Origin of the sequence: Kluyvera sichuanensis (assembly GCF_014218705.1) — a bacterium.
Classification (GTDB): Bacteria; Pseudomonadota; Gammaproteobacteria; order Enterobacterales; family Enterobacteriaceae; genus Kluyvera; species Kluyvera sichuanensis.
This window is the reverse complement of record NZ_JABBJF010000001.1, coordinates 312,934-338,880: the sequence shown is the minus strand read 5'-3', so window position 1 is coordinate 338,880 and position 25,947 is coordinate 312,934. Positions and strand designations below refer to the sequence as shown.

The window sequence follows — 25,947 nt, the reverse complement described above, 5'->3', positions numbered from 1 at the left end:
CTGAATAACCGTTTATTGCTGGTTTCTTCATCGCCTGCCTGGTGATTTCACTTAAGTCCAGTCATTCAATGCCGCGAGAATTACCCAATTTACCCCTCTCTTTCGCCGTTTGTTGCATTTTGCTTTGCGTAAAGTAATGACGTGAAGAAGTCTATGGGACAGGAACGTGGCAAAAACTCTTTTACGCAGTGGAAGTCTTGATGATTTCCAGGCCGTAGGCGGCGGCGGGCAAACCGTATTTCATTCTGCGCTTCAAGTGCGCGAAACCCTGCGTTTACGCAAACAGCTGGCGCTGGCCGATTGTCTGGCGATACCGCAGCTGAATGATGAAGGCGATCGCGTTGACTGGTACTCCCCGGTCGATGGCGAGATTATCGGCTGGAAAGCGGCCGACGAAACCCAGCGCACCCGCGCGCTGCATTATTTAGAAGGCCTGCAGGAGAGCGCCCGCGCGCTCAGCAAAAAATGCCTGCAGTCGGAGAAAACCGCGCAGCAACTGTTCGGCGCGCTGCTGGAAAAATCCCTGCAGTTCCCCGGCGAAAATCACCTGTTTCTGGTCGATGGCAAGCCGGTTATCAGCTTCTGGGGTTTTGTAAACCTCAACGAAGGTGCGCGGGAAGATGCCCTCGACTGCCTGCGTTACGTTGAACCGGAGATAATAGAAGAAGAGCCGGTCATTGACGAAGTGCCTGAAGTGGAAGAGCCGGAGCCGGCCATCGTCACCTTTAGCGAAGCCGATGCTCCACTTATCTCCGCCAACGAACCGCTGATTAACGCCTATACCTTGCCGGTGGAAGAACCGGAAGAGCAACCGCAGGCACCTGCGCCTGTTACGGCTGCCGTCGCGCCAAAAGCGCGTCGTCCACGCTGGGTCTGGGGACTGCCGCTGGCTGCCGCAGTAGCCGCCGTGGCCATTGCCGTACCGTTAATGATCCCGAGCACTCAGGCCGAATCCGAACCCGTTACACAGGCCGCACCCGCACCTGCACCTGCACCCGTTGTCCTCAAAGGCCCAGCAATGCCGGTACTGATTAGCAACCTGCCGCTGCACCAGGCGAGCGTGAAGGTTGAGCCCGTTGTGGAGCCAGAAGAAAAACCGGTGGTGATCGCCGTGATTCCAAAAGACGCAATGGTGATGGACGCCGACCAGCTGCGTGCCGGAACGACCCGCTTCCTCAACGGCACCTGGCGCGTGCAAATGGACGTCAGCGATGCCCATAGCGGCAAAGCGCCGAGCCTGCGTTATCAGATTCAGAACAACAAAGGCACCGCCCGCGTGGTGCGTGAAGGCAGTATCGTCTGCAAAGCGACAGTGTTCTCCGGCCTGCACCAGAACGGCGAGCTGATGATCAAAAGTCGCGGTAACGCGCAGTGCAGCGACGGCGCGCGCTACCCGCTGCCGGAAATCAGCTGCAAGCCTGGCAACAGCAACGTTGCCGTCTGTACCGCACGGTTTGATGCTAAGACTGTTGTGCCGTTGACCTTTAAAAAGACGGGAGCCTAAGCCATGCTGGTCACCCTTTGCGATTACAAACAGAGCGTTACGCTGATTGCCAATAGCGGCGTGCAGTTCCTCGATTTCGGTCTCAGCCCGCAGGAGTCGCTCCAGCACGGGCGCTTCGTGCGCAAAACCGCCAACGGCCCGCTGCTGCGCCTCGATTATGATGTGGTCAACCAGCGCTACACCCTGCCAGGTGAACCCGGCCGCGCGCCGGAAGTGGTCAAGCCCGAGTCAACGCTCTCCCTGCACCACTCGCTGACGCTACTCGACGGCGTCTGGCTGCCGCTGCCGTTCCTGCGCTTTAACCCACCGCGCACCTTTGTAGAAGGGCCGGATAACTGGGCGCGTGTGCAGATAAGAAAGCTGGCGGAGCCGGACAGCGCGGGTAATACCCACCGCGTGACGCTGGCGTTCGACAGCCAGATTAGCCCGGATGACGCCACATCGCTCTCCCCGGTGGCGGGCGATCTGCTGAACGGCACCCGCTTTGCGCTGGCCTGGCGCGATAATGAAATTGCCGATTTCCTCGACCAGACCTGGATTGACGGCTGGCTACGCGAAGTGTTTCAGCAAACCACCTCCGCCCATGAAACCCGCAGCGAGCGCGACATTGCTCAGGCGCTGCGCAGCTTTGAATATCAGGGCCACTGGATGAACATTCTGGCGCTGCTCGGCGAACAGCTGACGGTGCCGGAAATTAAGATGGTCACCGCCACCCTCAGCACGCCCGCCATTCCAGTCGATTTAATTCTCGATGTCGGCAACACCCACACCTGCGGCGTGATCATTGAAGACCACGGCGATGCTAACGATGGCCTGCGCCAGACCGCCGAGCTGCAGGTGCGGTCGCTCAGCGAGCCGCAGTACCTGAACGAACCGCTGTTTACCAGCCGGGTCGAGTTCTCGGAATCCCGCTTCGGTAAGCAACATTTCTCGGTAGAAAGCGGACGCGAAGACGCCTTTATCTGGCCTTCTCTGGTACGCGTGGGTGATGAAGCCCGCAAGCTGGCGATGCAGCGCGCTGGCACCGAAGGCTACAGCGGGATCTCCAGCCCGCGTCGCTACCTGTGGGACGAAACGCCGACGGTCCAGGACTGGCGCTTTAGCCAGATGAACAGCAAAACTCAGCGTGAACCGCTGGCAACCGCCTTCCCGCTGATGAACCTGATGAACGACGAAGGCCAGCCGCTGTTTACCCTGCCACCGGACGAACGCATGCCGGTCTTCTCGCCGCAGTACAGCCGCAGCACCCTGATGACCCATATGCTCTGCGAACTGCTGGCACAGGCGCTGGGACAGATCAACAGCGTAGCCACCCGTCTGCGCCTGGGCTTCCCGGCCTCGCCGCGCCAGCTGCGTACGCTGATCCTCACCCTGCCATCAGCAATGCCGAAGCAGGAACGCGAGATTTTCCGTCGTCGGATGTTTGAAGCTATCGCGCTGGTGTGGAAAGCCATGGGCTGGCACCCGCAGGACGACGATTTTGCCAACGTCCGTCTGCAGGAAAAAAGCGTCGTGCCAATCCCGAAAATTCATATGGAGTGGGATGAAGCCAGCTGCGGCCAACTGGTGTGGCTGTACAACGAAGCGATTTCCCACTTTGCCGGGCAAACCGAAGCGCTCTTTACTGCAATGGCGCGCCCGGATCGTCAGCCGGAAGCGGGCGAAACTGCTGGCCGCACGCTGCGCATCGCCTCGCTGGATCTCGGCGGCGGCACCACCGATATGGCGATTGCCGAGTATCAACTGGACGACGGGATTGGCGGCAACGTCAAAATCACCCCACAGTTGCTGTTCCGCGAAGGCTTTAAAATCGCCGGGGATGACGTGCTGCTGGATATTATTCAGCGCTGTGTTCTCCCTGCGCTGCAAACCCAGCTACAAAAATCCGGCGTCGCCGATGCGCAGGCGCTGATGGCCACGCTGTTTGGCGATTCCGGGCGTCTGGACACTCAGGCGGTACTGCGTCAGCAGACCACGCTGCAGCTGTTTATGCCGATTGGCCATGCCATTCTCGCCGCATGGGAGCAAAGCGACGTGCAGGATCCGCTGGCCGGGCTGCACGCCACCTTTGGCGAGCTGTTATCACAAACGCCAACCCGCAACGTGATGAACTACGTCGGCCAGGCCATCGAGCATGCGCTGCCCGCCGGGAGTGCACCGTTTGATCTTCTCGCCGTGCCGCTGGAAGTCACCTTCAGCAGCCTTCAGTCGGCAATGCTGGCGGGCGAATTTACTCTTGCCGGCCCGCTGCACGCGCTGTGTGAAGCCATTTCCCACTACAGCTGCGACGTGCTGCTGGTCACCGGGCGACCGGGCTGCCTGCCGGGCGTTCAGGCGCTGATTCGTTATCTCCAGCCGGTGCCGGTGAACCGCATGGTGTGGCTGGATAAATATCACGTTCACGAGTGGTATCCGTTCAGCCAGCAGGGCCGTATTGGCAACCCGAAATCCACTGCCGCCGTCGGCGCGATGCTGTGCAGCCTGGCGTTGGATCTGCGTCTGCCGCACTTCAACTTTAAGGCTGCGGATATCGGTGCCTACTCCACCGTGCGCTATCTCGGCGTGCTGGATAAAACCGTGAATACCCTGCGTGACGAGAACATCTGGTACCACGACCTTGATCTCGACAAGCCGGGCGCAAAGCTTGACGCCCGCCTGCATTTCCCGCTGCGCGGTAACGTCACCCTCGGTTTCCGCCAGCTCGCAAATACCCGCTGGCCCGCCACGCCGCTGTATACCCTGAGCATCAACTCACCGGATCTGGCTCGCGCCATTGCCGGAGATGGCGTACTGCAGGTTCGCCTCAAGCTTCAGGGCGGCAGCAAAAACGAAGCGCCACAGGCGTTCGTGCTGAGCGATGCGTGGTTGCAGGACGGTACGCCGGTTTCGCCGGATGCCCTGATCCTGAAGCTAAATACGTTGGCCGACCGCCGTCATAGCGGCAGCCATTACTGGATTGATAGCGGGAGCGTATTCCTGAAATGACCACTGTAAACGCTGTAATGGACTGGCTTGCCACTGAGCGACTCGCGCACCCGGCGCTGGATGATGACGCCGATGCCCTGCTTATCCGCCTGCTCGCCCTCGACGCGCAACAGCAGACCCACCAGCAGGCGCTGAACTGCCGCGCCAGCATTGCGCTGTTCGGCCATTCCCAGCCCTCAAAAGCACACCTGCTGCGCACGCTGTGCGGCAGCGGCGAAGGCCGCTTAACGGTGCAGAGCGGTAGCAAAACGCTCGACTATTTTAGCCATATCAATCCCGGCCATAGCCTGACCCAAATGGCGCTGCGCTTTAGCCGCGACCAGTCCACGCCGGACGATGCCTTCCCGCTACGCCTGAAATTGATGCGCGAAGCGGAGCTGGTGCAGCTGTTTATCGCCCATGCCTGGCAGCGCGGCGATATTCGCCCGCCGGACAGCAGCGTGATTGCCGAACGCCTGCGCGGATGGCAGAGCCTGCGTCAACCACAGCCGGTGCCGGGGCTAACCGCCACCGACATCGCCGCCATCAGCCGCTTCTGGCGCGATACCTTACCGGGCAACTATCAGCAGATTGACGATGCGCTGTGGTATCAGTTTGCCCATCTGCTGCCGTCGCTGGACCTCAGCGCCCGCGCCCGCGCCTGGTCACTGCTTTGGGGCGAACAGCAGGAGTTAACCCAGCAATGGTTGACGCTGGCGCACACGCTGCATCAACTCGGCAATCGCCGCGAAGTGATGGCACCGCTGAGCCTACTGGTCGATGCCTTTACTCTGCCAATGGACGCTTTCTTAACGCCAGGTGGCGAAAGCGACGACGCGGTGCTGGTGCACCCGTTGACCCGCGATGGTTACCAGAATGCGGTAAGCGTCCCGGTAACCACGTTGGCGCAGTTGACCCTGGAACTGGTGCTCAGTACCGAACACGGCGTACTGGATAACGTAGATATCATCGACATTCCCGTACCGCCACTGACCGATGAGACACCGCTGTGGGCCAGCAAATGTCGCTGGCTGCTCGACTACTATCGCCAGCAGCAGCAGCCGGATATCCTGCTGACCTGCAACGCCACAGCGCAGCGCAGCGCGATCCCGTCATCTGCCAAAACCCTGCTGCGCTGGGTGAATGAAACCCAGCCGGTGCAGGAAAACAAGCTGCCGGGGCTGGTATGGGCGATTACGCCAGAGGACGATCGCTTCATCCACAAACGCCATTTTGATGAAGCCATTCAGCAACTGGTCGGTAAACCGGGCCAGCACTGGGGTACGCTGCAGGCGCTGGACCACAGCAGTCTGCAGCGCCTGATTGAGTGGTTGTCGCAGGCTTCGCAGCCGGAATTACGCCAGCGTCGCTTTGCGGCTATCAGTAGCGTCCGTCAGCAACAGCTGCGGACGCTATGCCAGCCGCTGCTGGCGCCTGCGCAGCCGGATAAAGCGCGCGTCGAGACCATGATCCGCGAACTGCAAACCCACGCGGCCCGCCACGGCGAACTGCTGGAGAGTCTGTTACCTGAACTGGCGGCGTTCGATGCGCTTTGCCAGGTACAGCAGCAGCGCGAAGAAAAAGTGAGCGGCCTGTTTAACGATGCGGTAGACCTGTTTGCCGCGCCGGAGGCCATCGCGTCAAACCCGCTGACGCATCAGGATAATGGTTCGCAGGCCTATGCGCTGTGGTGCAAACACCTGCGCCAGTGGAGCCGCCAGCCGCATGCGCTGCTCAGCAGCGACACTCAGCAGCAGTTGGCGCTGTCTCTGCTAAGTGCCAGCCAGCATCTGTCGCTGGCGCAACAGCTACGACGCGCCAGCGCCGAGCAACAGGCTGGTGCAGCCCAGCTTCGCGCGATTATCGGCAACTTTATTAACTGGCTGGGTTATGCCGAGCAGCCGGTGGCACAGCGCCCGGCCAGCCGTATTGCGAAAGGCAGCGCTATTTTTGTTCAACCGACAGCAGCATCCCGCACGCGTTTAACCCAGCTTGGTGAACAGCCGGTGCACGCCGCCACTCGCTACGTCTATGACTGGCTGGTCGCGCTTTACGCCCGCAGCATTGAACCGGGTGACGCGGTCAATCTACTGGCATTGCGCGACGACGCGCAGCAACGGCTGCACGCCCTTCTCAGATAACCCTCGGCGGCACAAGGATGTGAACCGCTTTCAAAAGCTGAAAAAAAGCGTGCGAAATCTGCCTGATGGATATTCAACCTGCCCACGCCTCTTTACACTCGATGGATAACCCGAGTCGATAAGAGGCTGCCATGACCATCACCTGTACCCTGTTTATTCACGGCGAAGCGTGCACTGCGCAAAACGCCGCCACTTTTACCCGTCTGAATCCGGTGACGCAAACCGTCGCTAGCGTCGCCCCCGCCGCCACGCTGACCGATGCCACCCGCACCGCCGATACCGCCGCTGCCGCATTCCCACAGTGGCGCGATACCCCTCCCGGTGAACGCCGTCGATTGCTGCTGGCTGCCGCCGATGAGCTGGAAAAACGCAGCGAACAGTTTATCACCGCCATGAACGCAGAAACGGGTGCCACGCCGCAGTGGGCCGGGTTTAACGTACATCTCGGGGCCGAAATTCTGCGCGAGGCCGCAGCGTTAACGACGCAGATCGACGGTCAGGTGATCCCCTCAAATATTCCCGGCAACCTGGCGATGGCTACCCGTCAGGGCGCTGGGGTGGTGCTCGGTATGGCGCCGTGGAACGCGCCGATTATTTTGGCGGTACGCGCGATCGCCACGCCGCTTGCCTGCGGCAATACGGTGATCCTAAAAGGTTCTGAGCTATCGCCTGCCACCCAAGGGCTGATTATCGATTCACTGGCGGCGGCGGGGTTCCCGGCGGGGGTGGTGAACTATCTGACCTGCGCTCCGCAGGATGCACCCACGCTGGTCGAAAGCTTAATTGCCCACCCCGGCGTGCGGCGGATTAACTTCACCGGTTCGACGCCGGTTGGCCGCCTTATTGCGCAGACCTGCGCTAAATACCTCAAACCCGTTGTCCTGGAACTGGGTGGTAAAGCGCCGCTGCTGGTGCTGGATGACGCCGATATCGACCAGGCCGCCGCCGGGGCAACCTTCGGCGCGTTCGCGAACGCCGGACAGATCTGCATGTCGACCGAACGCATTATCGTTGAACAGGCCATTGCCGAGCCGTTTATTGACGCACTGGTTAAGCGGGTGAACGGCTTGCCGGACGGGCTGTTAGGGTCGGTGGTCGATAAGAAAACCGTGGATCGCTGCAATGCGCTGATTGACGACGCGCTGGCGCACGGCGCAACGCTGCTAACCGGTGGAAAAGCGGATTCAACGTTGATGTCGGCAACGCTGCTGGACGGCGTCACGCCCGCCATGCGCCTTTGGCATGAAGAGTCATTCGGCCCGGTCAAAGCGGTGATCCGCGCGGCCGATGAGCTGGACGCGGTACGGATTGCCAACGACAGTGCCTATGGCTTGTCGTCGGCGGTCTACAGTCGCGATACCGCGCGGGCGTGGAACGTGGCGCAGAACCTGCAAACGGGGATCTGCCACATTAACGGCCCGACGGTACACGATGAAGCGCAGATGCCTTTCGGCGGCACCAAAGATTCCGGCTACGGTCGCTTTGGCGGACGGGCGGGGATCCATGAGTTTACCGAGCTGCGCTGGATTACGATGCAGACGCAGCCAAGACAATTGCCGTTCTGAGCCGCAGCGATCCCGGCGGCGCTTCGCTTGGCCGGGCTACATATTCGCGATGTAGCCCGGACGAGGCGCAGCCGACTCCAGGGAGGCACCGGCTCTACTTCTCCCAATGCGTATTCCGCTCCCACAGGCGGTTGAAATGCACGTCGTTAAGCTGCCGTGAACTCTCTGCATTCGCCTTATACGGCCTCGCCGTGGTGGCCGCTGCGCCCCACGGCGACAGCGCGTCGTAGCCGCTATCAACGGTGCTATCGACAATCAACGCCTGCCCGTTCGCCGTTTTGCCCGGCAGGTAACCCGTTTTCCCTGCCCCTTGATCCCACGCACGGCCAAGCTTGGCCTTAAACGCACCTTTATATCCGTCGTCGGTGGTAAAACGGCTGTTCTTCACCAGGAATCCGTACGGGTTATCCGGCAGCGTGTTGGGGGCCAGCACATAGGCTTCCGGCGAGCGGCGGCTGGATACCGTGTGGAAATGCACCCGGTCGAACGCCACATTAGCGCGGCCAAATACGTAATCCACATCCCCTTCAACGTAGCTGTCCTGTACCAGGACGCGATAAAGACGATCGGTCAGCGCATCATTTTTACGGTCGCTGATATTGAGATACAGCGTATCCTGACGCCCCAGCAGACGGACGCGCTGGAGCTGAATGCGATCGCCATCGGTACGCAGCGCCACACCCTGATGGGTGCCGCCGTCAACCGTATCCAGCAAACTGTTAGCGATAGTCAGGTTATAGAGCTGCAAATCATGGCTTTGCGCCCAGAATACGGCGGCGCAGTTGGTGCCTATCAGCGCGCTGGTTCTGCCAGCGCACAGGGCATACTGATAATAGGCCGGGGAGCCCGGCGGATAGCGGTTGGCGTTGACGGCTTCGCGGTATTTTGCCGGGCTAAACTGCGAGTCCAGCGCGAACTCAATGCGCACCGCTTCTGCCTGTTTACCGGTACCAAAAAGGGTGATGGGCGGCGCATCGTCAGGAATATAAACCGTGCCGCTATAAACACCAGGATCGATTCTGATATAGAGACGGTCGTGGCCTTTGTGTTGGGTAATAGCGGCGTTAATCGCCTGCTGAATATCGCTAAACGGCGCACCGGACTTTGCTACCCGCCACGGAGTATCGTTATCGGGAACGATGGGCTTGGGCTGCCAGGCGCCCTGAAGATGGTTGAGCATTCCGCCACGAGCAAAGTAGTTTTCGGCGGTATAGCCGGAGGCTTCTCGCGCCGTCAACTGCGGCCGACTGGCCGTGCCGGTTGACGAGGAAGCGACGCAGCCCTGTAGCACCAGCGGCATACAGAGCAGCGTCGCCATTCCTGGGTAACGTAGTCTTGTCATCGGTTCTCCATTAACAATGTTAAACAGAAAAGGATTACCGATAATAATGGAACTACGTTTTATTTTTCACTGCGCGATCACGCTTTCTCCGCGTCGACCTCATCAAACACCTGCTGAGCCAGGTGCATGGTGGCATTTGCTGCTGGCAGACCGCAGTAAAGCGCCGAGTGCATAATCAACTCTTTCAGCTCATCGCGGGTGACGCCGTTATTAAACGACGCGCGCAGATGCATTTTCAGTTCGGCTTCGCGGTTCAGCGCAATCAACATGGCGATGGTTATCATACTGCGCGTGTGGTGATCCAGCCCCGGACGGGTCCAGGTTTCACCCCAGGCGTAGCGCGTGATAAAGTCCTGAAACTCTTCGTTCAGCGGTGAGAGTTTCGCCACGGTGCGGTCAACGTGGGCATCGCCCAGCACTTTGCGTCGTACCACCATTCCCTGCTGATAACGTTCGTTATCCGCCATGATTCCTCCGTAAAAACGATACCAGCGCGGCGTTAAATTCGTCGCTGGCTTCAATATTTGAGAGATGCGAAGCCGGGAGTTCAACCTGGAACGCGCCGTCTATTTGCTGATGCAGATAGTCGGCATCGTCCACGGTGGTGACCGGGTCATACTCACCGGCGATGATCAGCATCGGCACGGTAATTGCCGCCACTTCTGCCCGCAGATCCGCCGCCGCCAGCGCATCGCAGCACTCGGCATAACCTTCGGCTTCGGACTCCGCCAGTTGATGGCAAAGCTGTTCAACTATTGCCGGTTGATGCTGACGAAACGCCGGGGTAAACCAGCGGTCGGCGGAACCGGCAGCCACTACGCCCATGCCTTCACTGCGCACGGTGCGCGCACGGGAGAGCCAGCCTGCTTGTTCACCAATCTTCGCGGCGGTGTTCGCCACCGCAACAGCGTCAAAACGCTCCGGCGCGAAGCGCGCCAGCCAAAGCCCGGTCAGGCCGCCCATCGAAATGCCGCAGAAGCTGGCGCGGTCGATATTCAGGTGATCGAGCAGCGAAATAACGTCTTCCCCAAGCTGTGACAGCGTCACTTTTCCGCGTTTGGTTGTTTGCCCGTGACCGTGCGTATCGTAGCGCAGTACGCGGAAGTATTCGGTCAGCGCGGGCATTTGCGCGTCCCACATGGAGAGCGTGGTGCCCAGTGAGTTTGATAACACCAGTACCGGTGCCTTTTCCGGTCCGTCGAGGCGATAATGGATATTCATGTCCCTAACTCCTGAAAGCGCGCCAATACCTGGCGCACAAAGTGGTCCGCGCTACCGACAGCGTTTGCCGGGTCCAGTAGCTGCGTCAGTTGCTCTGGAGAAAGATGCTGGCTCACCAGCGGATCGTTTTCCAGCAGCGGTCGTAGCGGGCAATCAAGCGCAATCGCCCGGTGGCAAATCGTTTCAATCAGATGGTGAGCATCGGCTTTACCGAGATGCGCCGCCAGCGCCTGGGTGACCGATTCCGCCATCACCAGACCGTGGGTAATATCCAGGTTATCGCGCATTTTATGCGTATTCACCTGCATCCCTTTTACCAGGTATTCGCTGTTTTCCAGCACCCCGCCCGCCAGCATCACCAGCTGCGGCAGCGTTTCCCACTCCGCCTGCCAGCCGCCCAGCGCGCGTTCGTGCTGTTGAATCTGGCTAGCATACAGCGTTGCCATCAGCCCCGGCACTCTGGTCACCGCCGCCAGAATCGCGGCGCAGCTCACCGGGTTACGTTTATGCGGCATCGCGGAAGAACCACCGCGCCCTTCGGCTATCGGTTCGCTCACTTCCGCCACTTCCGTTTGCATCATTAAAGCAAAGTCGTTGGCAAATTTGCCCAGCGTCCCGCACAGTCCGGCGTACCAGCTTGCCAGTTCAATCAGCCTGTCGCGTTGGCTATGCCACGGCGTATCGGGAAGCGTCAGGTTCAGCTCAGCGGCCAGCGCCTGTGCGACTTCCGGCCCCTTCTCTTTTAGCGATGCCAGCGTGCCCGCCGCGCCACCAAACTGCAGCGCCAGCACGCGCGGCCGCATTTGCGCCAGCCGTTCCTGCCAGCGCAGCAGCGCATCGAGCGTGCCCGCCAGTTTCAACCCGTAGGTGATGGGCAGCGCATGCTGCATCCAGGTGCGACCCGGCAGTAGCGTATGCTGATGACGCATTACCTGTTCAGCCAGCACGCTAATAAGCCGCGCAAGCCGCGTTTCCGTTTCGCCAAGCGCCTGCTGGAGCTGGAGCATCAACCCCGTATCAATGGCATCCTGGCTGGTCGCGCCCCAATGGACGTAGCGCGCGGCCTCCGGATCGGTATTTTTCACCCGCTGGGTAAGCTGTTTAACCAGCGGGATCGCCAGATTGCCCGCGCTTGCCGCCGCTGTTGCCAGCGTGGTCAGGTCGATGATCGATGCCCGGCAGGCGGCGGAAATTGGCTCCACCGCCGCATTCGGGATCACGCCGCAGCGCGCCTGCGCCGTCGCCAGCGCGGCTTCAAAATCCAGCATCCCCTGAACGAGGCGTTCATCGCCGAACATGTCCGTTAATGCTTCAGTGCGCAATAGCGGGGTCAACACACTCATTCCAGCTCCTTATACGCGTTCAATAATCAGCGCGATCCCCTGGCCTACGCCGATACACATGGTGCAGAGCGCATAGCGCCCGCCGGTACGACGCAGCTGGTAGGCGGCTGTCATCGCCAGTCGCCCGCCCGACGCCCCCAGCGGATGGCCCAGCGCAATCGCCCCACCGTGCGGGTTGACGTGCGCGGCATCGTCCGGCAGCCCTAAATCACGCAGCACCGCCAGCGCCTGCGCCGCGAAGGCTTCATTCAACTCGATAACATCCATTTGCGCCAGCGTTAACCCGGTTTGCGCCAGGACTTTACGCACCGCCGGTGCCGGGCCAAAGCCCATGATGCGCGGTGCCACCCCGGCGGTGGCGATACCCACCACACGCGCCAGCGGTTGAAGATCGTTCTGCGTCATCGCCAGTTCACTGGCCAGCAGCAGTGCGCAGGCACCGTCGTTAACGCCGGAGGCATTGCCCGCCGTAACGGTGGCATCCGGGCGCACCACGCCTCTCAATTTTGCCAGCGCCTCAAGCGAGGTGCTGCGCGGGTGCTCATCCTGAGTGAAAATTAGCGGCTCGCCTTTGCGCTGCGGGATGTGCACCGGGATTAATTCATCGTTAAACACGCCGTTGGCCTGTGCCAGCGCGGTACGCTGCTGGCTGCGCAGGGCAAACGCGTCCTGATCCGTGCGCGCAATGGCAAAATCGGTCGCCACGTTCTCCGCCGTTTCCGGCATTGAGTCCACGCCGTAGCGCGCTTTCATCTGGCTATTAATAAAGCGCCAGCCGATGGTGGTATCTTCCATTTTCATGCTGCGGCTGTAGGCACTTTCCGCTTTACCCATCACAAACGGCGCGCGCGACATGCTCTCTACGCCGCCTGCGATCATCAACTGCGTTTCGCCGCTTTTAATCGCCCGCGCCGCCACGCCGATGGCGTCCAGGCTGGAGCCGCAAAGACGGTTAATGGTGGTGCCCGGCACCGTTTCCGGCAGCCCGGCCAACAGCAGCGCCATACGCGCGACATTACGATTATCCTCACCCGCCTGGTTGGCGCAGCCATAAATCACGTCGTCGATACGAGCCGGATCAAGCCCCGGGTTTCGTTCGATGAGGGCCTTCAACGGCAGCGCCGCCAGGTCGTCTGCGCGGACGCTTGCCAGAGTACCACCAAAACGACCGAACGGAGTGCGGACCGCGTCGCAGATAAATGCTTGATTCATCATTGTTCCTTAAGCGATTTCCGCTACGGCATTATAGGAAAGCGTTACCGGGGTCATTCGCTGCAGTTCTTCAAAAGAGAGACCGTTAAAGATTTCACGCACCACCGGACCGCTGGCGGTAATGTCGATCACTGCCAGGTCGGTATAGATACGGCTAACGCAGCCTACGCCGGTCAGCGGATAGGTGCAGTGTTCAACCAACTTGCACTCGCCGTCGCGCGTGAGGTGGTCCATCATCACGAAGACCTGACGCGCGCCAACGGCTAAGTCCATCGCGCCGCCGACTGCAGGAATCGAGTCCGGCGCGCCGGTGCTCCAGTTGGCGAGGTCGCCGGAGGCGGAAACCTGATAGGCCCCCAGTACGCAGATATCGAGGTGGCCGCCGCGCATCATGGCGAACGAGTCGCCGTGATGGAAGTAGCAGCCGCCCTGCAGTAAGGTGACGAACTCTTTACCCGCGTTAATCAATTCCGGGTCTTCTTCCCCCGGTGCGGGCTTCGGCCCCATGCCCAGCAGGCCGTTTTCGCTGTGCAGGAAGACTTCTTTATCCGTCGGCAGGTAGTTGGCGATGCGCGTCGGCAGACCGATACCTAAATTGACGTAGGCCCCTTCCGGGATATCCTGCGCCACACGTTTAGCCATATCGTCACGAGAGAGTTTTTGCATCATGGGCTCCTTAGGCGCGCAGTGCCTGGACGTTGAGATTTTCCAGCGAGAAAACGCGCTGCACAAAAATACCTGGCGTGACGACGTTTTCCGGGTCCAGTTCTCCCAGCGCCACTAAATTAGTCACTTCGGCAATCGTTGTTTTTGCCGCAGTCGCCATGATCGGCCCAAAGTTACGCGCCGCTTTGCGATACACCAGGTTGCCCCAGCGGTCGCCCTGATGGGCTTTAATCAGCGCAAAATCCGCTTTAATCGGGTACTCCAACACATAGTGGCGACCGTCGATTTCCCGCGTCTCTTTGCCTTCCGCTAGCGGTGTGCCGTATCCCGTCGGGGTGAAAATTGCCCCAAGTCCGGCCCCAGCGGCCTGAATGCGCGCCGCCAGGTTGCCCTGCGGCACCAGCTCAAGCTCCACTTTGCCGCGACGATAGAGGTCATCAAAAATCTGTGAATCGACCTGGCGTGGGAATGAACAGATCATCTTGCGAACGCGCCCGGCTTTCAGCAGCGCCGCGAGGCCAATTTCGCCGTTACCGGCGTTATTGTTGATGATGGTCAGGTCACGTGCGCCCTGTTCAATCAGCGCATCAATCAACTGCGTCGGCTGCCCGGCAGGCCCAAAGCCGCCAATCATTATCGTCGCCCCGTCGTGGATACCCGCAACGGCATCAGTCAGCGTCGACACACTTTTATCGATCATCAGGTTGCTCCTTGATGTGCGGTTATCGCACTTATATTCGCTGTTCGCACAAAATGTGACCCGCTTAACGATGCCGGTCAAGGGCGATAATCGAAATATGGTGCGATTATCGAACATCGTGTATGTTTAGCTGAAGAATGTGATCGGCGGCATATACGGAGAGAAAAAGTGGAGAAACATCCAGACGATATTTTGACGGGCGACAGCGACCCGTTTAAAGGTGACCCGAACTTTATGGCTTCGCTGGCGCGCGGGCTGGAGGTGATTCAGGCCTTCACGCCACAGCGTCGGGTGCTGTCGATTTCACAAATTAGCCAGAAGACGGGTATTCCGCGTGCAGCGGTACGCCGCTGCCTGTATACGCTGGGCAAGCTCGGGTTTGTCTATGCGGAAGACGGCAAAAACTTTCAGCTGCGCCCGCGGATTTTGTCCCTCGGCCACGCGTGGTTAGCCTCAACGCCGCTGGCGCGTTCGGCACAGCCGGTGCTGCGGCATTTAAGTGAAATGCTCAATGAGTCCTGTTCGATAGCGACCCTTGACGGCGATGATATTCTGTATATCGCGCGTGCCTCCAGCTCACGCATTATGACTATCGATCTCGACATCGGTAGCCGCCTGCCCGCGTGGTCAACCTCGATGGGGCGCATGCTGCTGAGCTACCAGCCGGAAGAGAAACTTAACGATATGCTGGCGCGCATCACCATGATTCGCTATACCCCGCAGACCATTTCATCCGTTGCCAAACTGCGTAGCGAGCTGAAAGCCGTTCGTCAGCAAGGATATGCGTTAAACGACCAGGAGTTAGAAATGGGCCTGCGTTCGCTGGCGGTGCCGCTGTTTAATCCGCAAGGGCACGTGGAAGCGGCGCTGAACGTCGGCGTACATGCCGGGCAGGTTTCCGCCGCTGAGCTGTTAGAGCGGGTGTTGCCGGAGTTGCAAAAAGCGGCTTCTGAGCTGAGTTTGCTGCTGCGCTAGCGGCTGCGTTTGGCGTGGCGCTCCCAGTTTTCCTGTTTTGCCGCTTCCGACTTTCGCAGTGCAACGTAGCACGCCCCGCTGCCGCCATGATGCGGTAGCGCGCTGCAAAACGCCTGTACCTCGTCGAATTCGGTCAACCAACGGGCCAGGTAGCTGCGAATGATATTGGCGTGGGAGTTATCTTCTTTGCCTTTGCCATGAATAATCAGCACGTTGCGCAGATTCTCTTTTTGCGCCTGGTGGATAAAGGCAAACAGGCTCTGCCGACATTTTTCGACCGGCTGATGCAGCAGATTCAGACTGGCCTGTTGGCTATATTTGCCTAGCCGAAGCTTATCCAGTACGCCGGTTTGCAGCCCTTCGCGTTTAAACTCCAGCGGCGTGGCAAGCGGGACGATATCCAGAAAACCGGTAGTGAGAAAATTATCCAGCTGCAGCGTGTCTATCTGCTGTCGAGCGCGCGTATTACGGGCCGGCTGCCAGTGAACATCATGGCACTGCTTCAGCGGCTGGACATCCTCCATGGCGTCAAGAAACAGCGATTTGTCGTCAAGATTCATGAGTCGTCCCCCTTCATTACGTCTGGCGCATACTATAGCGGTGTCGTCGGGCAGGCTCAATGCGTTGTCGGCACATTGCCTGCTTTCTCATCACTCAAATATTTTCATTCGCAACCCATTATTTATTTGAATAAATTAATGCGTGCTTAAACATTGTATATTGAAAATTAATTTTTGCGGCGCATTGCCAATACGTGAAATAAATCACCAAGAATTATCTGGAAAATTAACGCGAACCCGTTATAAATAGTAATACCCGCTGTTCGGAGCAAAAGTGGGCGACAGTACGGATACAATTGTGTGGTTGCTGCGGGGTCTGGCGATGTCGACAGGCCCCGATTTTTATTCTGCGACACGTATAAAAACCACCATTAGCTATGATTATCAATGTATTACTTATAACCCTCGGTCATAATGTTATATTATCGCGCACTCCCATTTTTATTTATCTCTCTATTTATCCACGCTCTCCCGCTAGAAAATAAACAATCCTCTTAATTTATGGGGTTACACATCTGAGGTATAGAGAAGGTTCGCATTCACATGGTATGGTGGAGTATAGGAATAATTCACTTCAATGAGAGCGTACTGATGCTGACTTTGCTCGAAGATAAAATTGCTACACCGGTTGGGCCGTTGTGGATCCTTTGTGACGAAAATTTTCACCTGCGGGCGATTGAGTGGGAAGAACATAGCGATCGCATGGAGCAGTTGCTGGACATTCACTACCGTCAACAGGGCTATACCAGAGTGGCTTCACGTAACCCAGGCGGGCTCAGCCAGAAACTTGCAGACTATTTTGAGGGTAATCTTGCCATTATTGACACATTACCAACGGCCACTGGTGGCACGGATTTCCAGCGTGAAGTGTGGCAGACCTTACGCACCATCCCCTGCGGGCAGGTCATGCACTACGGTCAGCTTGCCGAACAGCTCGGTCGCCCCGGTGCAGCACGGGCGGTGGGCGCCGCCAATGGTTCTAACCCCGTCAGCATTGTCGTGCCCTGCCATCGGGTGATTGGCCGCAACGGCACCATGACCGGCTATGCGGGCGGCGTACAGCGCAAAGAGTGGCTTCTGCGCCATGAAGGTTACCTGCTACTTTGATTTTCTGTGCCTTATAGCCGGGATGTTTGCCTCCCCTTTCACAATCGCACCGAAAAATTATTGATGTATATCAATAATATAAACCACTACAGGAACTATCCCTTTTTAATATTGGGTGAATCCCTACGCCGAGACTTACCTGCTCCATAAAAAGATGTTAAAATTGACTAATATCAATTACGGCTTGAGCAGACCTATGATCCCGGAAAAGAGAATTATACGACGCATTCAGTCTGGCGGTTGCGCTATCCATTGTCAGGATTGCAGCATCAGCCAGCTTTGCATCCCGTTCACTCTTAATGAGCATGAGCTTGATCAGCTGGATAATATTATCGAGCGCAAAAAGCCCATCCAGAAAGGGCAAACCCTCTTCAAGGCCGGTGATGAACTGAAGTCTCTGTACGCCATTCGCTCCGGTACTATCAAGAGCTATACCATCACCGAACAGGGTGATGAGCAGATTACGGGCTTCCATCTGGCCGGTGATTTAGTAGGCTTTGATGCCATCGGGACAGGTCATCACCCTAGCTTTGCTCAGGCGCTGGAAACCTCAATGGTTTGTGAGATCCCGTTCGAAACGCTGGATGATTTGTCCGGTAAGATGCCGAACCTGCGCCAGCAGATGATGCGTCTGATGAGCGGTGAGATCAAAGGCGATCAGGACATGATCCTGCTGCTGTCGAAGAAAAACGCGGAAGAGCGTCTGGCTGCCTTTATCTACAACCTGTCACGCCGTTTCGCGCAGCGCGGTTTCTCTCCTCGTGAGTTCCGCCTGACCATGACCCGAGGCGATATCGGTAACTACCTCGGTCTGACGGTAGAAACCATCAGCCGTTTGCTGGGTCGTTTCCAGAAAAGCGGCATGCTGGCGGTAAAAGGCAAATACATCACCATCGAAAACAGCGACGCGCTGGCGGTGCTGGCGGGTCATACTCGTAACGTTGCCTGATAGGTTCTGCACTTCCCTGCCTGAAAACCCCGAATCTTCGGGGTTTTTTATTTTATCTCATAGACAAAACTGACCCGTTTTCCCTCCGCCTGGTCACGCTTAGCGCTAGCCTTTCTGCATATCAAATTTATCCTGTTTATTGATCTGGCAAAGGTTATCCCCTGTTTCATTCTCCATATATGAGTTATCTTTTACTGACAAACTGTGGTTACAGCTGTAAGGAGACCTGTATGGCCAAGTATCAAAATATGCTCGTTGCTATCGATCCTAACCAGGACGATCAGCCTGCGCTGCGCCGTGCCGTTTATCTGCATCAACGGATTGGCGGTCGCATCAAAGCCTTTTTGCCTATCTATGATTTCTCTTATGAAATGACCACCCTTTTGTCTCCTGACGAGCGCACCGCAATGCGCCAGGGCGTAATTAGCCAGCGAACCGCATGGATCCGCGAGCAGGCGAAATTCTACCTGGAAGCAGGCGTTCCGCTGGAGATTAAAGTGGTGTGGCACAATCGTCCATTTGAGGCGATTATCCAGGAGGTCATCAGCGGCGGTCACGACCTGCTGCTGAAAATGGCGCACCAGCACGACAAGCTTGAGTCGGTTATTTTTACCCCTACCGACTGGCACCTGCTGCGTAAATGCCCTTGCCCGGTCTGGATGGTGAAAGATCAGCCCTGGCCGGAAGGCGGTAAAGCGCTGGTGGCCGTCAACCTCGCCAGCGAAGAGGAGTATCACAACGCGCTGAACGAGAAACTGGTAAAAGAGACAATAGAACTGGCAGAGCAGGTCAACCATACCGAAGTTCACCTGATTGGCGCCTACCCTGTTACCCCTATCAATATTGCCATCGAACTGCCTGATTTTGACCCAAGCGTATATAACGATGCCATTCGCGGGCAGCACCTGCTGGCGATGAAATCACTGCGTCAGAAATTCGGCATTGATGAGAAGTTCACCCACGTAGAGAAAGGGTTGCCTGAAGAGGTTATCCCAGACTTAGCCGCGCATCTGGATGCCGGTATCGTGGTGCTGGGCACGGTTGGCCGTACCGGTATTTCGGCGGCATTCCTCGGTAATACCGCGGAACAGGTCATTGACCATCTACGCTGCGATCTGCTGGCGATTAAGCCGAACGATTACCAGACGCCGGTCGAGATGGATGACGAAGAGGACGATTAACGCTCCTGATGATGGTAATAAAAAAACCGGCGCAAGCCGGTTTTTTTCTGTCTGGAGTAGATTCCCCGGCGTCACGTTGCTCGGCCAGGCTACAAACGACACACCTATCAGTGGAGCCCTAGTCGCCAGGCAAAATCGATCTCTTCTTTAAGCTCAATCGCGGAAAGCGACATCAGGTCGGCAAATTCCAGCTCAAGCTGCTTAACGCGTTTCAGATATTGTGCGGGGGTTAACGGCGTGGTTTCACGGCGGAGATATTCGATGGCCAGTTGTGCAGGCGATAACAAGGTATCCATAATTTCCTCATAGGTGTGGACGACGTTGAGTAGTATAACACCGATGAGCGCGCAATTTTTGACCAAAAGCAATCAAGCCACAAATAAAAAACCGCCGGTCAGGCTGACGCGGCGGCTTATCATTCACATTATCTATCAGAGCGCTTTCAGAATCGCGTCCACGCTGGCTTTGGCATCGCCAAACAGCATAGAGGTATTCTCTTTAAAGAACAGCGGGTTCTGCACGCCTGCGTAGCCGGTGTTCATTGAGCGTTTGAAGACGATAACGTTCTGCGCCTTCCACACTTCCAGAACCGGCATCCCAGCGATTGGGCTCTTCGGATCGTCCTGCGCAGCCGGGTTAACGGTATCGTTCGCGCCGATAACCAGCACGGTATCGGTATCGGAGAAGTCGTCGTTAATCTCGTCCATTTCCAGCACGATGTCGTAAGGCACCTTCGCTTCCGCCAGCAGCACATTCATGTGACCCGGCAGACGCCCGGCAACCGGGTGAATACCGAAACGCACCTTAATGCCGCGCGCGCGCAGCTTATCGGTAATTTCAGCCACCGGGTACTGCGCCTGCGCCACCGCCATGCCGTAGCCTGGGGTGATGATCACCGTATGGGAGTTTTTCAGCATTTCAGCCGTCTCTTCCGCGGTGATTTCGCGGTGCTCGCCCACTTCTTCGTCGCTACCGGTAGAGGAACCATCGGTACCAAAACCACCGGCGATAACGCTGAAGAACGAACGGTTCATCGCTTTACACATGATGTACGACAGGATGGCACCAGAAGAACCCACCAGCGCGCCGGTGACGATCAGCAGGTCGTTGCTGAGCATAAAGCCCGCCGCCGCCGCCGCCCAACCGGAGTAGGAGTTCAGCATAGAGACCACTACCGGCATATCCGCACCGCCGATGGATGCCACCAGATGCCAGCCGAAGGCCAGCGCGATAACGGTCATCACCAGCAGGCACAGCACCTGGGTGCCGACGCTATCGGTACGCACGAAGGCCACCAGCAGCAGGAAGGATACCACCAGCGCCGCCAGGTTCAGCTTATGACGGTTTGGCAGCATCAGCGGCTTAGAAGACATTTTGCCGCACAGCTTGCCGAACGCCACGATAGAACCGGTAAAGGTTACTGCACCGATGAAGATGCCGAGGAACACTTCGGTCAGGTGAATATTGACCAGAATCTGCTCCATGCCGGTTTCGTGCTGCAGATAGCTGTTAAAGCCAACCAGCACCGCCGCCAGACCAACGAAGCTGTGCAGAACCGCCACCAGCTCCGGCATTTCGGTCATTTCAACTTTCTTCGCCAGGCGAATACCAATCGCGCCGCCGATAATCATCGCCAACAGGATCCACGCTACGTTGCTGGTATCCGGCCCGAAGATGGTCGCAATCAGGGCGATAGCCATCCCGGCAATACCGTAGTAGTTGCCCTGCTGGGACGTTTCGTGTTTTGACAGCCCTGCCAGGCTAAAAATAAACAGGATCGCGGCAACAATGTATGCAGCTGTAACTAATCCTCCAGACATTTGTTAACCCCTTATCCTTTGCGGAACATTTTCAGCATGCGCTGAGTGACGGTGAAACCACCAAAAATATTAATGCTGGCGATCAATACCGCGATAAAACTCAGGAAGCTGACCCAGCCACCATGGCCAATCTGCAGGAGCGCGCCCACCACGATGATGCCGGAAATGGCATTCGTGACCGACATCAGCGGCGTGTGCAAGGCATGAGAGACGTTCCACACGACGTAGTAACCCACTACGCATGACAGCGCAAACACCGTAAAGTGACCGAGGAACTCTTTCGGCGCGACGTTCGCCAGCCAACCGAACAGAATAATCACCAGCGCCATCAGCGCATACTTGCGCCACGGCGAAGCCGGTTTCGGCGCTTCTTTCGGCTCTTCAACCGTTTTCTTCGCCGCCTGAGGCTGAGCAGAAACCTGAATCGGCGGCGCCGGCCAGGTGACTTCGCCTTCGCGGATCACGGTCACACCGCGAATCACGACGTCGTCAAAGTCGATAGTGACGTTGCCGTCTTTCTCTTTGCACAGCAGCTTCAGCAGGTTAACGAGGTTAGTGCCGTACAGCTGAGAGGATTGGGTCGGCAGACGACCCGCAAGGTCGGTGTAGCCAATCACCTTCACACCGTTTGGCGTGGTGACGATTTGGTTTGCCACGGTGTATTCGCAGTTACCACCGTTTTGCGCCGCCAGGTCAACAATCACGCTGCCTGGGGTCATGGAATCAACCATTTCGCGGGTGATCAGCTTCGGCGCCGGTTTACCTGGAATGAGCGCCGTAGTCACAATGATGTCGACCTCTTTTGCCTGCGCGGCAAACAGCGCCATTTCCGCTGCGATAAACGCTTCGGACATCACTTTCGCGTAGCCATCACCACTGCCGGCTTCTTCTTTAAAGTCCAGTTCAAGGAACTCGGCGCCCATACTCTGCACCTGTTCTTTCACTTCTGGACGCGTATCGAAGGCACGCACAATTGCGCCAAGGCTGTTGGCTGCACCGATCGCCGCAAGACCTGCGACGCCGGCACCAATCACCATCACTTTTGCCGGAGGCACTTTCCCTGCCGCAGTGATTTGGCCAGTAAAGAAGCGACCAAACTCGTGAGCCGCTTCAACAATCGCACGGTAACCGGCGATGTTGGCCATCGAACTTAAGGCATCAAGCGACTGCGCGCGGGAGATGCGCGGCACGGAGTCCATCGCCATCACGTTGATATTGCGGGCGGCCAGTTTCGCCATCAGCTCGGCGTTTTGCGCGGGCCAGATAAAGCTAATCAACGTGGTGCCTGGATTCAGCAGCGCAATCTCTTCGTCCAGCGGCGCGTTAACCTTGAGGATAACGTCGGACTGCCAGACCGCATCGCCAGAGACTATTTCGGCTCCAGCCTGAACAAACGCGTCATCATCAAAACTTGCCAGTTTTCCTGCACCACTTTCAATTGCCACGCTGAAACCGAGCTTAAGCAGCTGCTCCACCGTCTTCGGCGTTGCTGCGACTCGCGTTTCCTGGGCCCACCTCTCTTTTGGTACACCAATACGCATAACTATTCCCTTACATCGGTTCTAATTTGATGGTTTGCCATTTTGTCAGTATGTTGCGGATGACCCGTCAGCGAACAAACAGGCGAGCAACCTGAATAAATAAAACAGTAACAAACTGTCTATAACCTACTGAAAATCCCGATTGTGATCTAGCTCCGAAAAACACTATTTTTGCATTAAATGCCAAATACCGAGTGGTGACGGTTACAAACAGCGATATTTACCCCCGATTTGATTAGCGAGCCTCATAAATTGCTTCATCAGCGAGTGAAAACATGATTATTTGCGGGCAGGATATGCCAATTAACATTCCATTAACTTAAAAAAGTCATAAGGTTGACCGGTTTTTCTGGTCAAGAGCCCGTTTTTTCAACATATCAGGAAAAGTTATCCAAAACCGTCATCGGGTTCGCATCTGAAGTTAAAAATGACGCAGACAGTGGAGTCATTTCAATGCCATAATCAGGCGTTTCCCGTTTACAACATTTCCCGAATTTGGTTTGCGCAAGGCGAAGGATTATTTTTATGAAGCTTAAGAACACCCTCCTCGTGTCCGCCATGCTGACTGCCGCGGCCATGTCCGCTCAGGCAGCTACCGAGCTGACCCCGGAGCAAGCGTCCGCACTGAAGCCCTATGATCGTGTCGTGATTACCGGCCGTTTTAACGCCATTGGCGATGCCGTTCAGGCAGTCTCCCGTAAAGCGGACAAAGATGGCGCAGCCTCCTTTTACGTTGTCGATACCTCTGATTTCGGCAACAGCGGGAACTGGCGCGTAACGGCTGATTTCTACAAAGCCGATGCAGCAAAATCAGAAACCCCAAAAAACCGCGTGATCAACGGTATCGTTGAACTGCCTAAAGATCAGGCCGTTGCACTGGTGCCTTACGACACGGTGACCGTACAAGGCTTCTACCGCAGCCAGCCTGAAGTCAACGACGCCATCACCAAAGCGGCGAAGGCTAAAGGTGCGGTATCATTCTTCATCGTGCGTCAGGTTGATGCCAACGACGGCGGTAACCAGCGCGTCACCGCGTACATCTATAAAGCCGATGCGGAAAAACGCGTTCTGCAGAGCCCTGATGCGATTCCAGCCGATTCCGACGCTGGCCGTAAGGCGCTGGCGGAAGGTGGCGAGGCTGCCAAACAGGTTGAAATCCCAGGCGTTGCAACTACTGCAGCCGTGGGCGCAGGCACCGGCGTAGGCCGCTTCTTCGAAACGCAGTCCTCTAAAGGCGGGCGTTACAGTGTCACGCTGCCGGACGGCACTAAAGTTGAAGAGCTGAACAAAGTGGCTGCCGCGCAGATGGTTCCGTTCGACAGCGTTAAGTTCACCGGTAACTACGGCAACATGACCGAGGTTTCCTACCAGGTTGCGAAGCGCGCCGCGAAGAAAGGCGCGAAGTACTATCACATTACACGTCAGTGGCAAGAGCGTGGCGGCAACGTCACCATCAGCGCCGACCTGTACAAGTAATCTCATAAAAGCCGGTGAATTTATCACCGGCTTTTTTCTCATCACGATCCTTTCTTCTCGTATTCCCCCCTTTTTTAAACCCACCGGCCCATCACGCCATACGTTTTTATCTTTCTGCGCCCGATGCTCTGACTTTTTAGGACATACATTGTTGCATGTATGCACCGCACTCCGTAAAATCGCCGCCTCAGCGCAATCCTCCATTTTTATGCGATTTCGCCAAATAAATATTCTTGTTCTTCTTCTTCCACGACAGGATTCACATGGAAAAGAAATTAGGGCTTAGTGCCCTGACAGCGCTGGTACTGAGCTCAATGCTTGGAGCGGGCGTTTTTAGTCTGCCGCAAAATATGGCGGAAGTCGCCAGCCCCGCTGCGCTGTTGATCGGTTGGGCGATCACCGGTGTCGGCATCCTGTTTCTTGCCGTAGCGATGCTGGTGTTGACCCGCATTCGTCCGGACCTCGACGGCGGTATCTTTACCTACGCCCGCGAAGGTTTCGGCGAGCTGGTTGGCTTCTGCTCCGCCTGGGGCTACTGGCTGTGCGCGGTCATCGCCAACGTCTCCTATCTGGTTATCGTCTTCTCGGCGCTGAGTTTCTTTACCGATACGCCCGAGATGCGCCTGTTTGGCGACGGCAATACCTGGCACTCGGTCGTCGGCGCGTCGGTACTGCTGTGGATCGTCCATTTTCTGGTCCTGCGCGGTGTGCAGACAGCCGCCAGCATCAACCTGGTGGCAACGCTGGCAAAGCTGGTGCCGCTCGGGCTGTTTATCGTGCTGGCCGCTCTTGCCTTCAACAGCGACCTGTTTACTCTTGATTTCCACGGCATCGATTTAGGCGTGCCGGTCTGGGAACAGGTGAAAAATACCATGCTGATTACCCTGTGGGTGTTTATCGGCGTGGAAGGCGCAGTGGTGGTTTCTGCTCGTGCGCGTAATAAAAAGGACGTCGGGCGCGCTACGTTACTGGCCGTTATCTCTGCGCTGGGCGTTTATCTGCTGGTGACGCTGCTGTCGATGGGCGTCGTTGCACGCCCTGAGCTTGCTGAAATGCGTAACCCGTCGATGGCGGGCCTGATGGTGCGCATGATGGGCTCGTGGGGCGAAGTGGTGATTGCTTCTGGGCTGATTGTTTCAGTCTGCGGGGCTTACCTGAGCTGGACGATTATGGCAGCGGAAGTGCCGCTGCTGGCCGCTACGCACAAGGCGTTTCCGCGTATTTTTGCTCGTCAGAACGCCAATAATGCGCCGTCCGCTTCGCTTTGGCTGACCAACCTCAGCGTGCAGGCAAGCCTGGTGCTGATCTGGCTGACCGGCTCAGACTACAATACGCTGCTGACCATCGCATCCGAAATGATCCTCGTGCCTTACTTCCTGGTCGGCGCGTTCCTGCTTAAAATTGCGAATCGTCCGTTACATAAGCTTATTGGTGTCGGCGCCTGTGTTTATGGCTTATGGTTATTGTATGCTTCTGGCCCCATGCACCTGCTGCTGTCGGTCGTACTCTATGCGCCAGGGCTACTGGTCTTTATTTATGCGCGCCGCACCCATGTCGATAACGTCATGCTGAAGCGTCGCGAGTTGGCTTTAATTGGTTTGCTTCTGGTTGCCGCCGTACCGGCAACGTGGATGTTGGTGGGGTGACGCACTTGCCCCATCGTCTTTAATATAAGGAGAG

The 25,947-nt window shown here is 57.2% G+C and carries 21 protein-coding genes; 10 read left to right on the top strand and 11 right to left on the bottom strand.

Annotation, left to right across the window (positions count from 1 at the left end):
* The first annotated feature begins 166 nt into the window (after positions 1-166).
* The 4 genes from HII27_RS01630 (at position 167) to HII27_RS01615 (ending at position 8,174) form a co-directional block, all read left to right on the top strand.
* Positions 167-1,504 carry an SrfA family protein gene (locus HII27_RS01630; RefSeq protein ID WP_185666224.1) on the top strand — a complete coding sequence of 446 codons (1,338 nt, stop codon included), beginning with the start codon at positions 167-169 and terminating at the stop codon, positions 1,502-1,504.
* 3 nt (positions 1,505-1,507) lie between these two features.
* A complete protein-coding gene (locus tag HII27_RS01625; protein WP_185666223.1) occupies positions 1,508-4,489 on the top strand; it encodes a virulence factor SrfB in 2,982 nt (993 codons plus the stop codon).
* On the top strand, positions 4,486-6,609 hold the full coding sequence (locus tag HII27_RS01620) for a virulence factor SrfC family protein (RefSeq protein ID WP_185666222.1): 2,124 nt from the start codon (positions 4,486-4,488) through the stop codon (positions 6,607-6,609). The genes HII27_RS01625 and HII27_RS01620 overlap by 4 nt, the downstream gene beginning before the upstream one ends.
* 131 nt (positions 6,610-6,740) lie before the next feature.
* Positions 6,741-8,174 (top strand): aldehyde dehydrogenase, encoded by a 1,434-nt coding sequence (locus HII27_RS01615; protein ID WP_185666221.1) that lies wholly within the window; start codon positions 6,741-6,743, stop codon positions 8,172-8,174.
* 94 nt (positions 8,175-8,268) lie between these two features.
* Here the strand turns inward: HII27_RS01615 and HII27_RS01610 are convergent, their stop codons facing one another.
* The 7 genes from HII27_RS01610 to HII27_RS01580 form a co-directional block, all read right to left on the bottom strand.
* A complete protein-coding gene (locus HII27_RS01610) occupies positions 8,269-9,516 on the bottom strand; it encodes a putative acyl-CoA thioester hydrolase (RefSeq protein WP_185666220.1) in 1,248 nt (415 codons plus the stop codon).
* 77 nt (positions 9,517-9,593) lie between these two features.
* Entirely contained in the window at positions 9,594-9,983 is a 390-nt protein-coding gene (gene pcaC / locus HII27_RS01605; protein ID WP_185666219.1) for a 4-carboxymuconolactone decarboxylase, read from the bottom strand.
* On the bottom strand, positions 9,973-10,737 hold the full coding sequence (gene pcaD, locus HII27_RS01600; RefSeq protein ID WP_185666218.1) for a 3-oxoadipate enol-lactonase: 765 nt from the start codon (positions 10,735-10,737) through the stop codon (positions 9,973-9,975). The genes pcaC and pcaD overlap by 11 nt, the downstream gene beginning before the upstream one ends.
* Entirely contained in the window at positions 10,734-12,080 is a 1,347-nt protein-coding gene (locus HII27_RS01595; protein ID WP_185666217.1) for a 3-carboxy-cis,cis-muconate cycloisomerase, read from the bottom strand. The genes pcaD and HII27_RS01595 overlap by 4 nt, the downstream gene beginning before the upstream one ends.
* Positions 12,081-12,089: 9 nt before the next feature.
* Entirely contained in the window at positions 12,090-13,292 is a 1,203-nt protein-coding gene (gene pcaF / locus HII27_RS01590; RefSeq protein WP_185666369.1) for a 3-oxoadipyl-CoA thiolase, read from the bottom strand.
* Positions 13,293-13,301: 9 nt separating this feature from the next.
* Positions 13,302-13,958, bottom strand: a complete 657-nt coding sequence (locus HII27_RS01585) for a 3-oxoacid CoA-transferase subunit B (RefSeq protein ID WP_185666368.1) — start codon at positions 13,956-13,958, stop codon at positions 13,302-13,304.
* Between the two features lie 10 nt (positions 13,959-13,968).
* Positions 13,969-14,658 (bottom strand): 3-oxoacid CoA-transferase subunit A, encoded by a 690-nt coding sequence (locus HII27_RS01580; RefSeq protein WP_185666216.1) that lies wholly within the window; start codon positions 14,656-14,658, stop codon positions 13,969-13,971.
* A gap of 168 nt (positions 14,659-14,826) precedes the next feature.
* Between HII27_RS01580 and HII27_RS01575 the strand changes: the two genes are divergently transcribed.
* The gene (locus HII27_RS01575; RefSeq protein WP_185666215.1) at positions 14,827-15,633 is read left to right on the top strand and encodes an IclR family transcriptional regulator domain-containing protein; all 807 of its coding nucleotides are present in this window, start codon (positions 14,827-14,829) and stop codon (positions 15,631-15,633) included.
* Here HII27_RS01575 and smrA read toward each other — a convergent pair.
* Entirely contained in the window at positions 15,630-16,193 is a 564-nt protein-coding gene (gene smrA, locus HII27_RS01570) for a DNA endonuclease SmrA (RefSeq protein WP_185666214.1), read from the bottom strand. The two genes, HII27_RS01575 and smrA, sit on opposite strands and share 4 nt — an antisense overlap.
* Positions 16,194-16,784: 591 nt before the next feature.
* On the opposite strand from smrA, the gene ogt reads away from it, so the two are divergent.
* The 3 genes from ogt (at position 16,785) to uspE (ending at position 19,430) form a co-directional block, all read left to right on the top strand.
* Positions 16,785-17,300: a methylated-DNA--[protein]-cysteine S-methyltransferase gene (gene ogt / locus HII27_RS01565; RefSeq protein ID WP_185666213.1), complete on the top strand. Its 516-nt coding sequence runs from the start codon at positions 16,785-16,787 to the stop codon at positions 17,298-17,300.
* Positions 17,301-17,496: 196 nt separating this feature from the next.
* Positions 17,497-18,249 (top strand): fumarate/nitrate reduction transcriptional regulator Fnr, encoded by a 753-nt coding sequence (gene fnr / locus HII27_RS01560; protein ID WP_015964308.1) that lies wholly within the window; start codon positions 17,497-17,499, stop codon positions 18,247-18,249.
* Positions 18,250-18,479: 230 nt separating this feature from the next.
* Positions 18,480-19,430: a universal stress protein UspE gene (gene uspE / locus HII27_RS01555; protein ID WP_185666212.1), complete on the top strand. Its 951-nt coding sequence runs from the start codon at positions 18,480-18,482 to the stop codon at positions 19,428-19,430.
* A 107-nt stretch (positions 19,431-19,537) separates the two neighbouring features.
* Here the strand turns inward: uspE and HII27_RS01550 are convergent, their stop codons facing one another.
* The 3 genes from HII27_RS01550 to pntA all read right to left on the bottom strand — a co-directional run bounded on the left by HII27_RS01550 (position 19,538) and on the right by pntA (position 22,791).
* Positions 19,538-19,726 carry a YdiH family protein gene (locus tag HII27_RS01550; RefSeq protein ID WP_035895467.1) on the bottom strand — a complete coding sequence of 63 codons (189 nt, stop codon included), beginning with the start codon at positions 19,724-19,726 and terminating at the stop codon, positions 19,538-19,540.
* A 135-nt stretch (positions 19,727-19,861) separates the two neighbouring features.
* Positions 19,862-21,250 (bottom strand): Re/Si-specific NAD(P)(+) transhydrogenase subunit beta, encoded by a 1,389-nt coding sequence (pntB, locus tag HII27_RS01545; protein WP_035895466.1) that lies wholly within the window; start codon positions 21,248-21,250, stop codon positions 19,862-19,864.
* Between the two features lie 11 nt (positions 21,251-21,261).
* Positions 21,262-22,791, bottom strand: coding sequence for a Re/Si-specific NAD(P)(+) transhydrogenase subunit alpha (pntA, locus tag HII27_RS01540; RefSeq protein ID WP_185666211.1), 1,530 nt, complete (start codon positions 22,789-22,791; stop codon positions 21,262-21,264).
* A gap of 525 nt (positions 22,792-23,316) precedes the next feature.
* Here pntA and ydgH point away from each other — a divergent pair.
* A complete protein-coding gene (gene ydgH, locus HII27_RS01535; RefSeq protein WP_185666210.1) occupies positions 23,317-24,267 on the top strand; it encodes a DUF1471 family protein YdgH in 951 nt (316 codons plus the stop codon).
* Between the two features lie 263 nt (positions 24,268-24,530).
* Positions 24,531-25,913 carry an amino acid permease gene (locus tag HII27_RS01530; protein WP_185666209.1) on the top strand — a complete coding sequence of 461 codons (1,383 nt, stop codon included), beginning with the start codon at positions 24,531-24,533 and terminating at the stop codon, positions 25,911-25,913.
* The last annotated feature ends 34 nt before the right edge of the window (positions 25,914-25,947 follow it).